The 16,040-nt window shown below is 70.3% G+C and carries 16 protein-coding genes; 5 read left to right on the top strand and 11 right to left on the bottom strand.

All coding sequences use genetic code 11. The features are described 5' to 3' along the window. Nucleotides 1-23: 23 nt before the first annotated feature. From ACFWU3_RS17280 to ACFWU3_RS17265, 4 genes are all read left to right on the top strand, one after another. The gene (locus ACFWU3_RS17280) at nucleotides 24-503 is read left to right on the top strand and encodes an ABA4-like family protein (RefSeq protein WP_384437586.1); all 480 of its coding nucleotides are present in this window, start codon (nucleotides 24-26) and stop codon (nucleotides 501-503) included. A gap of 177 nt (nucleotides 504-680) precedes the next feature. Beyond that, nucleotides 681-1,265, top strand: a complete 585-nt coding sequence (locus tag ACFWU3_RS17275) for a sigma-70 family RNA polymerase sigma factor (protein ID WP_352207604.1) — start codon at nucleotides 681-683, stop codon at nucleotides 1,263-1,265. Beyond that, nucleotides 1,262-2,005 (top strand): anti-sigma factor domain-containing protein, encoded by a 744-nt coding sequence (locus ACFWU3_RS17270; protein ID WP_384437583.1) that lies wholly within the window; start codon nucleotides 1,262-1,264, stop codon nucleotides 2,003-2,005. The genes ACFWU3_RS17275 and ACFWU3_RS17270 overlap by 4 nt, the downstream gene beginning before the upstream one ends. Nucleotides 2,006-2,018: 13 nt before the next feature. Next, nucleotides 2,019-3,386 carry a cryptochrome/photolyase family protein gene (locus ACFWU3_RS17265; RefSeq protein ID WP_384437580.1) on the top strand — a complete coding sequence of 456 codons (1,368 nt, stop codon included), beginning with the start codon at nucleotides 2,019-2,021 and terminating at the stop codon, nucleotides 3,384-3,386. 44 nt (nucleotides 3,387-3,430) lie between these two features. On the opposite strand, the gene ACFWU3_RS17260 is transcribed toward ACFWU3_RS17265, so the two are convergent. Then, a complete protein-coding gene (locus tag ACFWU3_RS17260; RefSeq protein WP_384437577.1) occupies nucleotides 3,431-4,705 on the bottom strand; it encodes a class I SAM-dependent methyltransferase in 1,275 nt (424 codons plus the stop codon). A gap of 396 nt (nucleotides 4,706-5,101) precedes the next feature. Here ACFWU3_RS17260 and ACFWU3_RS17255 point away from each other — a divergent pair, with 396 nt between their 5' ends. Next, nucleotides 5,102-6,025, top strand: a complete 924-nt coding sequence (locus tag ACFWU3_RS17255) for an ADP-ribosylglycohydrolase family protein (RefSeq protein ID WP_384437574.1) — start codon at nucleotides 5,102-5,104, stop codon at nucleotides 6,023-6,025. A 4-nt stretch (nucleotides 6,026-6,029) separates the two neighbouring features. Here the strand turns inward: ACFWU3_RS17255 and ACFWU3_RS17250 are convergent, their stop codons facing one another. From ACFWU3_RS17250 to pafA, 10 genes are all read right to left on the bottom strand, one after another. Next, nucleotides 6,030-8,858: a DEAD/DEAH box helicase gene (locus tag ACFWU3_RS17250; protein ID WP_384437571.1), complete on the bottom strand. Its 2,829-nt coding sequence runs from the start codon at nucleotides 8,856-8,858 to the stop codon at nucleotides 6,030-6,032. A gap of 218 nt (nucleotides 8,859-9,076) precedes the next feature. After that, a complete protein-coding gene (tatC, locus tag ACFWU3_RS17245) occupies nucleotides 9,077-10,045 on the bottom strand; it encodes a twin-arginine translocase subunit TatC (protein ID WP_384437568.1) in 969 nt (322 codons plus the stop codon). A gap of 61 nt (nucleotides 10,046-10,106) precedes the next feature. Next, nucleotides 10,107-10,400 (bottom strand): Sec-independent protein translocase subunit TatA, encoded by a 294-nt coding sequence (tatA, locus tag ACFWU3_RS17240; RefSeq protein ID WP_313947331.1) that lies wholly within the window; start codon nucleotides 10,398-10,400, stop codon nucleotides 10,107-10,109. A 220-nt stretch (nucleotides 10,401-10,620) separates the two neighbouring features. Beyond that, the gene (locus ACFWU3_RS17235) at nucleotides 10,621-10,818 is read right to left on the bottom strand and encodes a hypothetical protein (protein ID WP_328860053.1); all 198 of its coding nucleotides are present in this window, start codon (nucleotides 10,816-10,818) and stop codon (nucleotides 10,621-10,623) included. 47 nt (nucleotides 10,819-10,865) lie between these two features. Then, a complete protein-coding gene (locus ACFWU3_RS17230; RefSeq protein ID WP_384437565.1) occupies nucleotides 10,866-11,129 on the bottom strand; it encodes a hypothetical protein in 264 nt (87 codons plus the stop codon). 15 nt (nucleotides 11,130-11,144) lie between these two features. Next, nucleotides 11,145-12,101, bottom strand: a complete 957-nt coding sequence (locus ACFWU3_RS17225; RefSeq protein WP_384437562.1) for a helix-turn-helix transcriptional regulator — start codon at nucleotides 12,099-12,101, stop codon at nucleotides 11,145-11,147. Nucleotides 12,102-12,118: 17 nt separating this feature from the next. Continuing rightward, nucleotides 12,119-13,075 (bottom strand): helix-turn-helix transcriptional regulator, encoded by a 957-nt coding sequence (locus ACFWU3_RS17220; RefSeq protein ID WP_384437559.1) that lies wholly within the window; start codon nucleotides 13,073-13,075, stop codon nucleotides 12,119-12,121. 127 nt (nucleotides 13,076-13,202) lie between these two features. After that, nucleotides 13,203-13,577 carry an FKBP-type peptidyl-prolyl cis-trans isomerase gene (locus ACFWU3_RS17215; protein WP_328860055.1) on the bottom strand — a complete coding sequence of 125 codons (375 nt, stop codon included), beginning with the start codon at nucleotides 13,575-13,577 and terminating at the stop codon, nucleotides 13,203-13,205. A 43-nt stretch (nucleotides 13,578-13,620) separates the two neighbouring features. Beyond that, nucleotides 13,621-14,562: an FKBP-type peptidyl-prolyl cis-trans isomerase gene (locus ACFWU3_RS17210; RefSeq protein ID WP_313947325.1), complete on the bottom strand. Its 942-nt coding sequence runs from the start codon at nucleotides 14,560-14,562 to the stop codon at nucleotides 13,621-13,623. A gap of 109 nt (nucleotides 14,563-14,671) precedes the next feature. Beyond that, entirely contained in the window at nucleotides 14,672-16,033 is a 1,362-nt protein-coding gene (pafA, locus tag ACFWU3_RS17205) for a Pup--protein ligase (RefSeq protein ID WP_313947324.1), read from the bottom strand. Nucleotides 16,034-16,040: the final 7 nt, after the last annotated feature.

The raw sequence follows: 16,040 nt of genomic DNA, 5'->3' as shown, positions 1-16,040 counted from the left end.
GGACCCGGAAAGGAGCTAGCGCCATGACCGCCTTCCTCTTCCAGCTCTCCTTCTGTCTGGCGAGTCCGGTGTGGCTGCTGATGATCTTCGCGCCGACCCGGCGCATCACGGCCCGCGTCGCCGCGTCCCCGCTGACCGTCCTCCCCGTGCTGGTCGTCTATGTGACCCTGGCCGTCCCGGTCTTCCCGGAGATCTGGACGGCCGTGAGCAGCCCGGACATCGACAGGTTCCGTGAGCTGACCGAACTGGCGGGCGGCGCGGGCGCCGTGTGGGCGCAGGTCATCGCCTGGGACCTGCTGCTCGGCCAGTGGATGCACCTCGAAGGACGGCGGCTGGGGATCAGTCCCCTGGTGATGAGCCCGCTGCTGGTCTTCACGATTCTGCTCTCCCCGCTCGCGTTCCCCGTCTTCCTGCTGCTGCGCGCGGTGCGGATGCGGTCCGCCACCGGTGCGGCCGGTGGCGCCGACCGCACCACCCGGCCGGTGTCCGTTCAGGGGCGCTAGCCGGGCACATCACGCCCCGGCCGCGCGCGAACCCTCCCCCACCGACGGGTACCTGCGGGACCGCTCGTTCCGCACTCGTGCAACCATCTGCGAACCCGGACCAATCCGCAGCACCAGCAGCACCGAATGCCTGGTGATTCTGTCCGGACGAGATGCCCGCACAGTGGAGGAAGCTGCGTGAACGACGCCGTACGCATCGGCGGTCCCGCCTCGGCGCGACCAGATCTGCAACAGTTGCTCGCCCTGGTGGCCCGCGGTGACCAGGACGCCTTCTCGCGGGTGTACGACGCGGCGTGCGGACCGGTACTCGGCCTGGTCCGGGCCGTGTTGCGGGACCCGGCCCAGTCGGAGGAGGTGACCCAGGAAGTGCTGATCGAGGTGTGGCGCACGGCGGCACGTTTCCAGCCGTCCCGCGGATCGGCCATGACCTGGATCCTGACGCTCGCCCACCGGCGCGCCGTGGACCGCGTCCGGTCGGCGCAGGCGGCCACGGACCGCGAACGGCGGGCCGCGCTGCTGGAGCGGACCCCCGCGTACGACGAGGTCACCGAGCAGGTGGAGGCCAGGCTCGAACGCGAGCAGGTACGGCGGTGCCTCGGCGGACTGACCGAGCTCCAGCGCCAGTCGGTGACCCTCGCGTACTACCGGGGGCTGGCCTACCGCGAAGTGGCCGAACTGCTCTCCGTGCCACTGGGCACGGTCAAGACGAGACTGCGCGACGGGCTCATCCGGCTGCGCGACTGCCTGGGGGTGAGCGCATGACCACCGCTGATCTGCACACGCTGACCGGCGCCTATGTGCTGCACGCGCTGGCGCCCGACGAGCGCGCCGAGTTCGAGCGGCACATGGAGAACTGTCCGTCCTGCGAACAGGAGGTGCGGGAACTCGCCGCGACGGTGAGCAAGTTGGGCATGGCCGCCGCCGTGGTCCCGCCGCCCGCGCTCAAACAGCAGGTGATGCGCAAGATATCCGCCGAGCGCCAGCAGCCGCCGCGCGTCACCCGGCTGCACGCCGGACGGCGCCGCAGCCGCGGGCTGTCCCGCTTCGTGCTGGCGGCCTGTCTCGCCGCGGCCGCGGCCTTCGGCGGGGTCTCCTTCTGGCAGCACCAGGAGGCTCAGGACGCCCGCCGGGCGGCTCAGCGCGCCGAGCAGCAGACGGCCGAACTCGCCGCGGTCCTCGCCGCACCGGACGCCCGGGTCAGCAGCACCAAGCTCCAGGACGGCGGTCGCGGCACGGTCGTCGTCTCCAAGAGCCGCAACCAGGCGGCCTTCCTCGTCTCGGGGCTTCCCAGGCCGCCGGCGGGCAAGGTCTACCAGCTCTGGTTCAACGACGGCGGCACCATGCGGCCGGCGGGACTGATGGACCCGGCCACCGCCGACAACGCGCTCCTGATGGACGGTCCGGTGAACGCGGCCTCCGGCATGGGCGTCACCGTCGAGCCGGCCGGCGGTTCGCCGAAGCCCACCAGCGACCCCGTGGCTCTGATGAACTTCCCCGCCTGAGGAAGGACGGCTCATGAGTGTTGCGGTCATGCTCTTCACCTCCGATCTGCGGGTGCACGACCAGCCGGCGCTGTGCGCCGCCGTGCGCGGCGCGGACGAGGTCGTGCCGTTGTTCGTGGTGGACCGCGGGGTGCAGCGGGCGGGGTTCGCCGTGCCCAACCGCCGCGCCTTTCTGGCGGATTGCCTCGCCTCGCTCGACGCCGGTCTGCGGGAGCGAGGCGGCCGCCTGGTGATCCGTATCGGGGATGTGACCGAGCAGGTGTGCCGGGTCGTCACCGAGACCGGCGCCCGCGCTGTGCACATCGCCGCCGGAGTCAGCGCCTACGCCAAGCGCCGGGAGGAACTGCTGCGCTCGGCGCTGACGGCGGTCCGGTGTGTCCTGCATGTGCACGAGGGCGTCACCACCGCCGTGCCGCCCGGGCAGGTGACACCCGCCGACAGCAACCACCACACGGCGTTCGAGCCGTACTTCGGCAGCTGGACCCGGGCGGGGCTGCGCGCGGTGGTGGCACCGCCGCGCGCCGTGCGGGTCCCCGAGCTTGCGGGCCATCCGCTGCCCCGGCGGACCGCGGTGACCGGGGCGTCGCCCGCGGTCGCCAGGGGCGGTGAGCACGAGGGACGGCAGCGGCTGACCGCCTGGCTCGACCGCGGCGGCGGCATCGAGGGGTACGGGGAGCGGCACGGCGAACTGTCCGGGGACGCCACCTCCCGCCTCTCGCCCCATCTGCACTTCGGCACCCTGTCCGCGGCCGAACTGGTCGGGCGGACACGCGGTTCGGACGGGCCGGGCGCGGAGGCGTTCGTACGGCGGCTGGCACGGCGGGACTTCCACCACCAGGTCCTCGCGGCCCGGCCGGACGCGGCCCACGCCGACTACCGTCCGCGGGGCGACCGGTGGCGCCGGGACGAGAAGGACATCACCGCGTGGAAGGAGGGACGCACCGGCTGCCCCGTCGTGGACGCGGGCATGCGGCAGCTGCTGCACGAGGGCTGGATGCACCACCGCTCCCGGCTGCTCGCGGCGGACTACCTGACGAAGACGCTGTACGTGGACTGGCGCATCGGGGCGCGTCATTTCCTTGATCTGCTGGTCGACGGGGACATCGCCGACAATCAGCTCAACTGGCAGTGGGCCGCGGGCACCGGAACGGAGCCGCGGACGGGCAGGGTCCCCGATCCGCTCGCGTGGGCGCAGCGCCTCGACCCGTACGGCGACCATGTGCGCCGCTGGGTTCCCGAACTCGCCGAGCTGGCCGGGCCCGAGGTGCACCGGCCGTGGGCGCTCGACGATCTGCGGCGTGCCCGGCTCGACTATCCGGAGCCGCTGGTGGACCCGCAGGAGGGCAGGGCACGCTGCGAGCAGGCCCGCGGTCAGGTCTGACCCGGGGCGCTGTCACGAGCCCCCGGGCCCGTGCTCGGGGCCGGTCAGGAAACCGGACCGTCCTTGGTCAGCAGCAACTGCTGGACGTCCAGAGAGCCGGAGCGGAAGCCCGCTTCGGCGTAGGCGAGATAGAAGGTCCACATCCGGCGGAAGGTCTCGTCGAAGCCGAGGGCCTCGACGTCGGCGGCCCGCTCGGTGAAGCGTTCGCGCCACAGCCGCAGGGTCTCCGCGTAGTGCGGTCCGAAACCGTCCCGCGCCGCCACGCGCAGAGCGGTGCAGCCTCCGACGGCCTGCTCGATCGCCTCGATCGACGGCACCATCCCACCGGGGAAGATGTACTTCTGCATCCAGGTGTGCGTGCTGCGGGAGGCGGTCATCCGCTCGTGCGGCATGGTGATGGTCTGGAGGGCGACCCGGCCGCCGGGCGCGAGCAGGCGGTCCAGCGCCATGAAGTAGTCCGGCCAGAACTCCGCGCCGACCGACTCGACGGTCTCCCCGCTCACGATGGCGTCGTAGCGCCCGAGGACGTTGCGGTAGTCACGCAGCAGGACGGTGACCCGGTCCTCGAGACCCGCTCGGCGGATCCGGCGGCGGGCGAGCGACTGCTGCTCCCGCGAGAGCGTCACGGTCAGCACGCGCGCCCCGCGCTGCGCCGCGCGGATGGCCAACTCCCCCCAGCCCGTGCCGATTTCGAGCAGCTGGGTCCCGGCGGTGACGTTCGCCCGGTCGAGCAGACGGTCGATCCTGCGGTGCTGCGCGGCGGCCAGCAGCTGCGGCTCGGCGGGGAATCCGCGGAAGAGGCCGGAGGAGTACGACAGGGTCTCGTCGAGGAAGAGCGCGAACAACTCGTTGGAGAGGTCGAAGTGGTGACTGACGTTTGCCTGGGCGTTCTCGGCGGTGTTGCGGTGCTCGGCGGGCTGCGGGGTCGCCCATGCACCGCGCAGCCGTTGCAGCGTTGCCGGCACGAGTGAGGCGGCGTTCTCGGCGAGCACGGTGAGTACGCCGACGAGGTCACGGGCCTCCCACTCGCCCGCCATGTACGACTCACCGAATCCGATGAGGCCGCTGTGCCCGATGCGCCGGAAGAATCGCTGTGGCTCATGAATCTCCATGAACGGCCCACCCCGCCCGACCGGCTCCCCACCGCCGAGACGCACCCGCAACGGCAGCCTGCCGAGCGCGCGACGCACGAGCCGTTCGGCGACCGCCGTCCGCAGCGGGGACGTCCTGGGCAGGCCGGCCACGTCGGGCCAGCGCCGGGCGTCGACGGGGGCGGTGCGCGGGCGCGCGGGGGACGCTGAGGACACGGACACGGTCACTTCACACCCTCCTGAGGAACATGAACGGGACAAGGCTGTACGAGCAATTCGCGCGAGACCAGGCGAGGTTGAGCCCTGCGGTGCACGGCAGGACGTGAACGGTCGCCGGGTGCCGCATCGAGGGAGCGCCGCACCACGTCCGCCGCGCGCAGATGGGCGACACCGCTGCCCACCATGGCCGTGCGAGACCGGTTGACTGTCATTCCCGCTCCCTCCGAACGGCGTCCGGCACCGTCCTCAGGGTGAATTCGGTGCCGGAGGGGTATCGGATTGGTCGGGATCGATTCGCTGTCCGAGGACGGCCTGTTCCACGGCGAGGCCGAGGACTTGGCAGTCACCGAAGACGTCGGACTCCGCACGCAGGGGGCCGGACAACGCGGCCTCTAGGCTGTCCGGATGCAGCGAACGGAACGGATCATCGGCACGGTCGTCGGTTCGGCGGTCGGTGACGCGCTGGGGGCGCCGTTCGAGTTCCGGGAGGCCGGAGTCTTCCGTACGGAATTCCCCGACGGGGTCGGCCGGATGTGCGGTGGCGGCGGCTGGGACCCCGGCGAGGCGACCGACGACACGCACATGGCCGTGCTGGTGGGGGAATCCCTCGTGGAGCGGAAGGGCCTCGACCTGCCGGACATCTTCGAGCGGTTCCAGCGCTGGGCGGCCGGCGAGCCGAAGGACATCGGTCTCCAGACCGAGGACGTCCTGACGAGCGGCGAACCGTGGGATCTCGCGGCGGCCCTGCACTTCCAGATCACAGGTCGTGCTGCCGGCAACGGCTCCCTGATGCGCGCCTCGACCTCCGCCGTGCACTTCGCGGCGGCGGGCCGCGAGGCCACCATGGCTGCCGCTCGCCGGATCGCCGCCCTCACCCACGGGGACCGGGCCGCCTGGGAGGGCACGGCGATCCTCCATGAGCTGGTCCGCGTGGCTCTGGACGGCGGCGACCCCGTGGCCGCCGTACCGTCCGTGCTTCCCGACGTGGACGCGGCTCACCGCGCACGCTGGTCGACGGTCCTGGCGCCGGACTGGCACCCGGCCGACGCGACGGAGTTCAACGGGGCAGCGTGGCCGTGCCTGGGTTCGGCCCTCTGGGCGCTGCGCACGACGACGTCGTACGAGGCGTCGGTCGCGGCAGCGATCGACCTCGGCGGTGACACCGACACGGTGGCGGCCGTGACGGGCATGCTGTCGGGCGCTGTGTACGGAGCCGGGGCGATCCCCGACCGCTGGGTGGACGCCCTGCATGTACCGCTCCCCGGCTGGGGATCCCGCGTACTACGCGCGCCCGACCTGTCGGCTCTGGCCCAGGCACTGGCCGGCTGACTCCTCAGCCCACCGAGCTGTAGGCAACAACCCCCCGCAGCAACCCCTCCACCGCCTTGCGTGCGTTCTTCGAGACCGTGCTGCCTTCCCTCGGTGCCGCCGCCGCGATCTGGCCCAGTACGTCGATCACCTGCTTCGTCCACCGCACGAAGTCACCCGCCGGCATGTCCGCCTCGCGCAGCACCTCGTCCAGGCTCTTGTCCGACGCCCACTGGTACGCGGCCCAGGCGAAGCCCAGGTCCGGTTCCCGCTGGCCCACGCCCTCCGCCTGGTTGATCTTGAAGTCTTCTTCGAGCGCGTCGAGCCTGCCCCAGATCTGCACCATCTCGCCGAGCGCGACCTTCGCCTTGCCCGCCGGGACCTTCGGGGCCACCGCGTCGTCGGACTGGCGGGCCTCGTAGACCAACGCCGAGACGCACGCGGCCAGTTCGGCAGGGTTGAGCCCCTCCCACACGCCCTCGCGCAGGCACTCGCTCGCCAGCAGGTCGAGCTCGCCGTAGAGCCGGGCGAGACGCTTGCCGTGTTCGGTGACCTCGTCGTCGCGCAGATAGTCCATCTCGGTCAGCAGCGCCACGATCCGGTCGAAGGTGCGGGCGATGGTGTTCGTCCGGCCCTCGATCCGCCGTTCCAGCTGTCGCGTGTCCCGCTGGAGCCGGTGGTAGCGCTCGGCCCAGCGCGCGTGGTCCTCACGCTCGTCGCAGCCGTGGCACGGGTGCGCGCGCAACTCCGAACGCAGCCTGGCGATCTCGCGGTCGTCCGCCGCGGCCGCCCGCTGCTTGCGGTGCCGGTCGGGGACGATGTGGCCCGCCTTGGTGCGCAGCGCGGACGCCAGGTCGCGCCGCGACTGCGGCGACCGCGCGTTGAAGGACTTCGGGATCCGCATCCGCTCCAGCGGCTCCACCGGCACCGGGAAGTCCATCGACGCCAGCCGCTTCACCTGCCGCTCGGCGGTCAGCACCAACGGCCGCGGGCCGTCGTGCTGTTCGAACCCGCGGTGTCCGTTGGTCCGTCCCGCCGGGATGCCCGCGTCGAGCACCAGCGCCAGACCCGCGAACTTGCCCGTCGGCACATGGATGACGTCACCGGGCTTCAGCTTCTCCAGGGAGGACGCCGCAGCGGCCCGCCGCTGGGCCGCGCCCTGCTTCGCCAGCTCGGTCTCGCGGTCCTTGAGTTCGCGGCGCAGCCGCGCGTACTCCTCGAAGTCACCGAGGTGGCAGGTCATGCCCGCGCGGTAGCCCTCCAGGCCCTCTTCGTTCTTCTGGACCTGACGCGAGATACCGACGACGGAGCGGTCCGCCTGGAACTGCGCGAACGACGTCTCCAGCAGCTCGCGCGAGCGGTGCCGCCCGAACTGCTGCACCAGATTGACCGCCATGTTGTACGACGGCCTGAAGCTGGAGCGCAGGGGGTAGGTCCGCGTGCCGGCGAGACCCGCGAGCGCGGCCGGGTCCATGCCGCGCTGCCACAGCACCACGGCATGACCCTCGACATCGATACCGCGCCGCCCCGCGCGCCCCGTCAACTGCGTGTACTCACCGGGCGTGATGTCCGCGTGCTGCTCGCCGTTCCACTTGACGAGCTTCTCCAACACCACGGAACGGGCGGGCATGTTGATGCCCAGCGCCAGCGTCTCCGTGGCGAACACAGCCTTGACCAGGCCACGGACGAAGAGTTCCTCGACGACTTCCTTGAAGGTCGGCAGCATCCCGGCATGGTGCGCGGCAACGCCCCGCTCCAGGCCCTCCAGCCACTCGTAGTAGCCGAGGACGTGCAGGTCCTCCGTGGGAATCGACCCGGTCCGCTCCTCGACGATCTCGCGCACCCGCACCCGCGCATCGTCGTCGTTCAACCGCAGCCCCGCGTACAGGCATTGCTGTACGGCGGCCTCGCAGCCGGCCCGGCTGAAGATGAAGGTGATCGCGGGCAACAGCCCTTCCGCGTCGAGCCGGTCGATGACCTCGGGACGCCCCGGCGTCCAGATCCGGCTGCGCTGACGGCGCTCGCGCTCACGGTCGGCCTCGCGCACCATCTTGCCGCGACGCCGGTCACGCGGGTTGTACGTGCGCTGGTTCTCCATCCGCGCCAGGCGCACCAGGTCGGGATTGACCTCGCGCCGGCCGGTCCCCCGGCCGCCGTGGTCGCTCTCCTCCTCGAACAGGTCGTACATCCGCCGGCCGGCCATGACGTGCTGCCACAGCGGCACGGGCCGGTGCTCGGAGACGATCACCTCGGTGTCGCCACGGACGGTGTCCAGCCAGTCACCGAACTCCTCCGCGTTGGAGACGGTCGCGGAGAGCGACACCAGCGTCACCGACTCGGGGAGGTGGATGATCACTTCCTCCCAGACGGCGCCGCGGAAGCGGTCGGAGAGGTAGTGGACCTCGTCCATCACCACGTAGCCGAGGCCCAGCAGCGACTGCGAGCCCGCGTACAGCATGTTGCGCAGCACCTCGGTGGTCATCACGACCACGGGCGCCTCGGAGTTGATGCTGTTGTCGCCGGTCAGCAGGCCGACCTTGTCCGCGCCGTAGCGCTTGGCCAGGTCGGCGTACTTCTGGTTGGAGAGCGCCTTGATGGGCGTGGTGTAGAAGCATTTGCGGCCCTGCTGAAGGGCCAGGTGGACGGCGAACTCGCCGACGATGGTCTTGCCGGACCCGGTGGGTGCGGCGACGAGCACGCCCTTGCCCGCTTCCAGAGCCTGACAGGCTTCGATCTGGAACGGGTCCAGATCGAATTCGTACATCTCGCGGAAGGGGGCCAGCGCAGTGGCCTCCTCGGCGGCGCGGATGCGGGCGGCGGCGTAGCGCTCAGCGGGAGAGAGGTCCTCGGTCATCTTGTACACGAGCCTACCCGTCAGGTCTGACAGTCACCGCGATCTTTATTCTCCGCCCCGGCGACCCGGCGGGAGGGGTACGCCCGGGCGAAGGCGCCGTACGACATGGCCCGGCGCCCCGCCCGGGACGGCGAAGGGGCCGGACGGAGATTCCGTCCGGCCCCTCACCCTGTCCGTGCCCTCGGCGCGCGACCCCGCGTCTCAGGTGATCCCGCGTCTCAGGTGATGTCGTCGTATCCGTTGAGCCGGTGCGAGCGTCCGCCGTCCGCCTCGCCCGTCGCCTGCTCCGGCAGGGCTCGCGTCGCGGAGACGGGCTCGATCTCGCCGATCTCCTCCGGCGTGAGGTCGAGCTCGGAGGCCTCGTCGGCACCGGGGCCCTTGGCGTCCCGGATGGCCCGGCGGCGGTCGTTGAGCAGCGAGATGCCGGTGGCGACGAAGTACAGCACGGTGATGGGCGCCGCCAGCGCGATCATCGTGAGCGGGTCGGTGCTGGGCGTGGCCAGGGCGGCGAAGACGGTGATGCCCATGATCATGCCGCGCCACCAGCCGAGCATCCGCCGGCCGGTGATGACCCCGCCGAGGTTGAGCAGGACCAGCAGCAGCGGCAGCTCGAAGGCGAGACCGAAGACGATCACCATGCGGGTCACGAGGTCGAGCAGATCGTCCAGCGGCAGCAGGTTGTCCACACCGAACGGCGTGAACTCGATCAGCACCTTCGCGGTGGTCGGCAGCACCTGGTAGGCGAAGTAGCCGCCGCCGAGGAAGAGGGGGAAGCCGGCGCCGACGAAGATCAGCGCGTACTTCTTCTCACTCTTGTGCAGGCCGGGCGCGAGGAAGGCCCACAGCTGGTAGAGCCAGATCGGCGAGGCGAGGACGACACCCGCCATGAGGGAGACCTTCAGCGCGAGGGTGAACGGCGTCAGCAGACCGTTGATGGTGATCTGCGCGCACGTCGTGTCCTCGGGCTTCTTCGCCAGCTCAGAGAAGGAGCTGGGGCAACCCACCGACTCCAGAACGGGCTTGGTGAAGAAGTTGATGATGTCGTTGTAGAAGAAGGCGGCGACGACCGTGATGGCCACGATCGCCAGGAGTCCTTTCGCGAGCCTGTTCCGAAGCTCACGCAGGTGTTCCACGAGGGGCATCCGCCCCTCGGGATCCCTCTCCTGCTTGCGGGCAGACTTGAGCAACCCACGTCCTCATCTCGTGCGGCAGGCCCTCACCGGTGACGGGGCCCTGGGCGGCTCTGTCTCAGCGCTGGGTGGTGTCCGTCGGCTCGGTCACGGGACGCGAGCTGGTCACGTCGCCGGGAGCGGCCTTGATCGTGCGCGGGTTGGCCTGGTCCTGCGGCGTGCCGGGCTGCGGCGGGTCGGCGGGCGCGGGCTGCTGACCGCCCTCCGACTTCATCGCCTTGGCCTCGCTCTTGAGGATGCGGGCGGACTTGCCCAGCGAACGGGCCATGTCCGGAAGCTTCTTGGCGCCGAACAGGAGGATGATGACGACGAGGATCAGGATGATCTCCGGAGCGCCGATCCGTCCGAACATAAGCGTGTACCTTCTCACCGAGGCGGCTGGGGTGGGGCTGGCCTGCTGGTCGGACAGGCGTCCGACCGCCGTGCTGTGTGAGCGATCGTAACCCGGGGGAGTAAACGCAGGGCAATGCCTGTGCATACTCGCCGTTGCGGCCCGTGCCTCGCCGTCTGGGCCGCTGGGAGAAGCCTACCTCCGCGTCCTGCGGCCCCGAAGCCCCTCCCTCACCAGCAGTTCAGCGCAGGGTCTCGCCGGTGCGGGCCATCTCGGTGGCCGCCTTCTCCAGGTCCTCGGCGGCGCGGTTGATCCGCTCCGTGGTGCGGGCGACCTCGTGGCCGAGCCGCTGGGCCTCGACGAACACCCGGATCGCGAGGACCCCGAGGACGGCGATCCCGAGGAAGCCTAGAGCGATGGCGAGCATGGGCCAGAACATGCGCAGAGCCTAGTGCCTCGACCGGCAAACCCCTGCCGGGAGCGGCACTAGACGTTGCGGACGGTGGAGTGGAGCCGCAGCGTGCTCACGCCGCCGCCGGTGAGGAGTTCGACGATCCGCTCCCCCGCCGGCTTGCGGACGGCGGTGCCGCACTCGGGGCAGGTGAAGGAGTAGAAGGTCGTACGGCGGCTGCCGCCGATCGCGAGCCGCAGGGCCCCGGCGGAGAGCTCGAAGCGCGCGCGGCAGTCGGGGCAGCCGGCCTTGAAGAGGACCGGAGCCATCGACGCAGCGAAACCGGATGTCACAGACATGTGGCGCGAATCTCCCTAGTCCTGGCCGTCGTAGGCCGCCAGCGCCTCACGTGCCGCCTGCCGCGCACTGTCCGCGAGGTCCTGGGGCGCGACGATCCGGCCGTCCTGCCCGAGCCGCAGCGCCAGTCGGCGCAGCGACGCCGGGGACGGCGTACGGAGCGTGATGCGCAGACAACCGTCCGCGAGTTCCTCGGCGCTGTCGTGCGGGTAGTACTCCGCCACCCAGCGGCCGCCGGGTCCCACCTCGATGACCACCTCGGGGTCGTCGGCGGACGGCTGGACGAGCCCCTCCGACAGATCCCGCAGTTCGATCTCGGGCGGCGCGGACGGGGCGTCGAGCAGTCTGATCTCGGCGACCCGGTCGAGCCGGAAGGTCCTGCGCGCCTCGGAGAGGCGGCACCAGGCCTCCATGTACGTGTGCCCGACGGCGAACAGCCGGATCGGGTCGACCTCGCGCTCGGTGAGCTCGTCACGCGCGGGCGAGTAGTACCGCAGCCAGAGCCGCCGGCGTTCCGAGATCGCCCGGTCCACCTCGGCGAAGACCCCGCCCTCGGACTCGAAGGTCACGGACAGCCGGGAGCTCGCCCCGGCCACCTCGCCCGCGGCCGCCTCCAGCTTGGCGGTGGCCCGGATCAGTGCCTCGCGGTCGCCCTCGCGCAGCCCGGGCAGCATGGCCACGGCGCGCGCGGCCACCAGCAGCGCGGTCGCCTCGTCGGCCGCGAGCCGCAGCGGCTCGGCGACGTCGTCGGGGTTGTGCCACCAGATGCGGTCGCCGTCGGTGTCGATGTCGAGGAGGTCACCGCCGCGGAAGCTGGTCCCGCACATCGGCAGGACGTCGAGGTCGGAGATCAGCTCGTCCTCGGTGATCCCGAAGGCGCGGGCGACGTCCCCGACGCGGGCGCCGGGGCGCTCGCGCAGATAGGTCACCAGCGAGAGCATCCGTCTGGTCTGATCGATGGCGTTGGCGGCCATGGTCGTAACTGTCCCCCTCAGCCCTTGGCCACGGCGCGCAGCCGGTCCACCACGTCGGCCCGCAGATCCGCGGGCTCCAGGACGACGACATCCGGGCCGAACTCCACCAGCCAGGCATCCAGACCGTGTCCGTACGGAATCTCCAACTCTTCCCAGCCGTCTCCCAGTTCCCGTACCGACGCGGCCCTGGCACGCAGCGGGTAGCCGCAGCCGGTGCGCAGCCGGATCCGGGCGGTGCGGGTCGCGGTCTCCCCCGCCCAGCTCTCCACCGTCTCGCGGACGGTGACGACGTCGGGGACCGGCGCGGTGAAGGAGCCGGCGCGCGAGCGGACCTTGCCGGTGATGCGGGAGAGCCGGAAGACGCGCTCGGCGGCCCGGTCGCGGTCCCAGCCGGCCAGGTACCAGTGGCCGCGCCAGCATTCGAGCGTCCAGGGTTCGACCTGACGCTGCTCGGGGCGTGCGGCGTTCCCCTTGCGGTAGTCGAAGACGACGGGCCTGCGGTGGCGGCAGGCGAGCATCAGCGGCTCGAAGGCGGCTTCGTGCACGGGGATGCGGGGCTCCAGCGCGCTGTGCTGTGCCTCGTAGGAGTCCTCGGCCTCGGGCATGCCCGCCGCGCGCAGCTTCTGGAGAGCGCCGCTGGCCGCTCCGGCGAGCCTGGCCTGCTGCCAGACCTTGGCCGCGAGGCCGAGGGCGGCCGCTTCCTCGGCGTCGAGCGTGATGGCGGGCAGCCGGTTGCTGTCGCGGCGGGCGAGATAGCCGGTGTCACCGTCGAGGTTCTCGACCGTCTCGATGACCAGGCCGAGTTCTCGCAGATCGTCCTTGTCGCGCTCGAACATCCGGTTGAAGGAGTCGTCGGAGCCCGCTTCGAGGTAGGCCTCGATGGATCCGCGCAGTTCGCGCTTACTGAGAGGGCGCCGGGTTCCGAGCAGGCACAGCGCCAGATTCATCAGCCGCTCCGCCTTGGCAATGGCCATCGACGCCCTGCACCTCTTCTGATCGAGTCACTTCCGCCCAGCGACGACCGTACCGCCCCGGGGTGTCGCGGCAAAGCCGAGGGCCCATGCCCCCCAGGGAGCATGGGCCCTTTTCGACCGGAGACGATCAGACGCCGACCAGGTCGCAGACGAAGATCAGCGTCTCGCCCGGGGCGATGACGCCGCCACCGGCGCCGCGGTCGCCGTACGCGAGGTGCGCGGGGATGGTCAGCTGGCGGCGGCCGCCGACCTTCATGCCCTGCACGCCCTCGTCCCAGCCGGCGATGACCTGACCGGCACCGAGCTGGAACTGCAGCGGGGTGCCGCGGTTCCACGAGGCGTCGAACTCCTCGCCGGTGGAGAAGGCCACACCCACGTAGTGGACCTTGACGGTGTCGCCCGCCTTGGCCACCGGACCGTCGCCCTCCCAGATCTCCTTGATCTCCAGGTCGGCCGGCGGCTCGCCACCCGGGAAGTCGATCTCGGGCTTGTCGATGCTCACTGAACTGCTCCTCTAAATGATGAACGGGGCAACCCGGACAGTCTTACACCTTCGTCAGCAGGTCCACGGAGAACACCAGCGTGGAGTTCTTCGGGATGCCCTGCTGCTCCTTGGCACCGAAGGCCTGGTCCGGCGGGATGACCAGCAGGACGCGGCTGCCGACCTTCTTGCCGATCAGACCGTCCTTGAGTCCCTTGAGGGTGACCTGTCCGAGCGGGAAGGTCTGGGTCTTGCCCGTGTCGTACGTGCTGTCGAACTTCTTGCCACCGGCCCACAGGAAGGCCTGGTACTGGACGACGACGCTGTCCTTGTCGGTGAGCGCGGGTCCCGTGCCCTCGATGACGTAGTTCGAGACGAGCTTCTTCGGCGGGTCGGCCTGCTTCGGGAAGGTCATCGTGGGGGCCTTGCCGTCGGTGTTGGTGCCCACCTTCGGCAGGTCGATGTTGTCCTGCGCGACATCCGTGCCCTTGGCGGACGTCGGGATGGTGGTCGCCTTCAGGATGTCGACGACGAAGACCAGCGTGGCGTTGGGCTTGATGTCGCCCTGGCCCTGCGCTCCGTAGCCGAGCTCCGGCGGGATGCCCAGTTCGACGCGGCTGCCGACCTTCTGGCCCTCGAGGCCCTGGTCCCAGCCCTTGATGACCTGGCCGGCGCCGAGGGTCAGATCGAACGGCTGCTTGCGGTCGAAGCTGTTGTCGAAGGGCTTGGTGGAATCCCACGACTGGCCCAGGTAGTTGACCTGGATCGCGTCGCCCTTCTTGACTTTCTGGCCCTTGCCCTCGCTGATGACATTGACCTTCAGCTCCTTGGGCGGATCCCCCTCGCCCTTGGCGAGAGTCGGCTTCTGCCCGAACTTCTCCCCCGCGGTGATCGCGGGCAGTCCGTTCTTCATCGAGGCGGAATCGGAGGCCTTGTCATCGCTGCCGCATGCCACTGACGACAACAGCAGCAGCGGGACGACAAGAAGGCCGGCAAGTCGGCGCACGTGTTCCTCAGATCTCAGACGGCACATTGGGTCCCCGACACTCTAGGGCGTGCCGTGGGCCCCGCACGAGGAACGTACGGGGCCCGAGTCGCGTTCGGCCGACTTGCGGCTACATGCCCGCGATGAGTTTTTCCACCCGGTCGTCGACCGAACGGAACGGGTCCTTGCACAGTACGGTCCGCTGGGCCTGGTCGTTCAGCTTGAGGTGCACCCAGTCGACGGTGAAGTCCCGTCGCTGCTCCTGAGCTCGGCGGATGAAGTCGCCGCGCAGCCGCGCCCTGGTCGTCTGCGGGGGCACGGACTTGCCCTCGAAGATCTTCAGGTCGTTGCAGATCCGGGCCGCCTGGCCCTTCTTCTCCAGGAGGTAGTACAGCCCTCGCCGGCGGTGGATGTCGTGGTAGGCGAGGTCTATCTGCGCGACACGCGGATGCGACATGGTCATGTTGTGCTTGGCCCGGTACCGCTCGATGAGCTTGTACTTCATGACCCAGTCGATCTCGGTGCCGATCCGGTCGAGATCCTCGGCGTCGATCGCGTCCAGCGTGCGGCCCCACAGCTCCAGGACCTGCTCGACGGTGCCGGTGCGGATGCCGCGGCGGTCGACGAAGTCCACGGCCTTCTCGTAGTACTCCCGCTGGACCTCGAGGGCCGAGGCCTCGCGTCCGCTGGCCAGGCGCACCTTGCGCTGGCCGGTGATGTCGTGGCTGACCTCGCGGATCGCCCGGATCGGGTTCTCCAGGGTCAGGTCGCGCATCACGGTGCCGGCCTCGATCATGCGCAGCACCAGGTCGGTGGCGCCGACCTTGAGCAGCATGGTCGTCTCGGACATGTTGGAGTCACCGACGATGACGTGCAGCCGGCGGTAACGCTCGGCGTCCGCGTGCGGTTCGTCCCGGGTGTTGATGATCGGGCGGGAGCGGGTGGTCGCGGAGCTGACACCTTCCCAGATGTGCTCGGCGCGCTGGCTGACGCAGTAGACCGCGCCCCGCGGGGTCTGGAGTACCTTGCCCGCGCCGCAGAGCAGCTGACGGGTGACCAGGAACGGGATGAGGATGTCCGCGAGCCGGGAGAACTCTCCGTGGCGCGCGACGAGATAGTTCTCGTGGCATCCGTAGGAGTTTCCCGCCGAGTCGGTGTTGTTCTTGAACAGATAGACGTCGCCCGCGATTCCCTCCTCGTGCAGGCGGCGTTCGGCGTCGACGAGCAGGCCTTCGAGAATGCGCTCGCCGGCCTTGTCGTGGGTGACCAGTTCGGTCACGTTGTCGCATTCCGGTGTCGCGTATTCCGGATGCGAACCCACGTCGAGGTAGAGGCGGGCGCCGTTCCGCAGGAAGACGTTGCTGCTGCGGCCCCATGAGACAACACGGCGGAAGAGGTAGCGCGCCACTTCGTCAGGTGACAGTCGGCGCTGTCCCCTGAACGTGCACGTGACGCCGTACTCGTTCTCCAGCCCGAAAATGCGGCGGTCCATGTCTGAA

The organism is Streptomyces sp. NPDC058685 (genome assembly GCF_042714725.1).
Classification (GTDB): domain Bacteria; phylum Actinomycetota; class Actinomycetes; order Streptomycetales; family Streptomycetaceae; genus Streptomyces.
The sequence above is the reverse complement of the archived record's forward strand: the minus strand, read 5'-3'. Positions and strand labels throughout refer to the sequence as shown.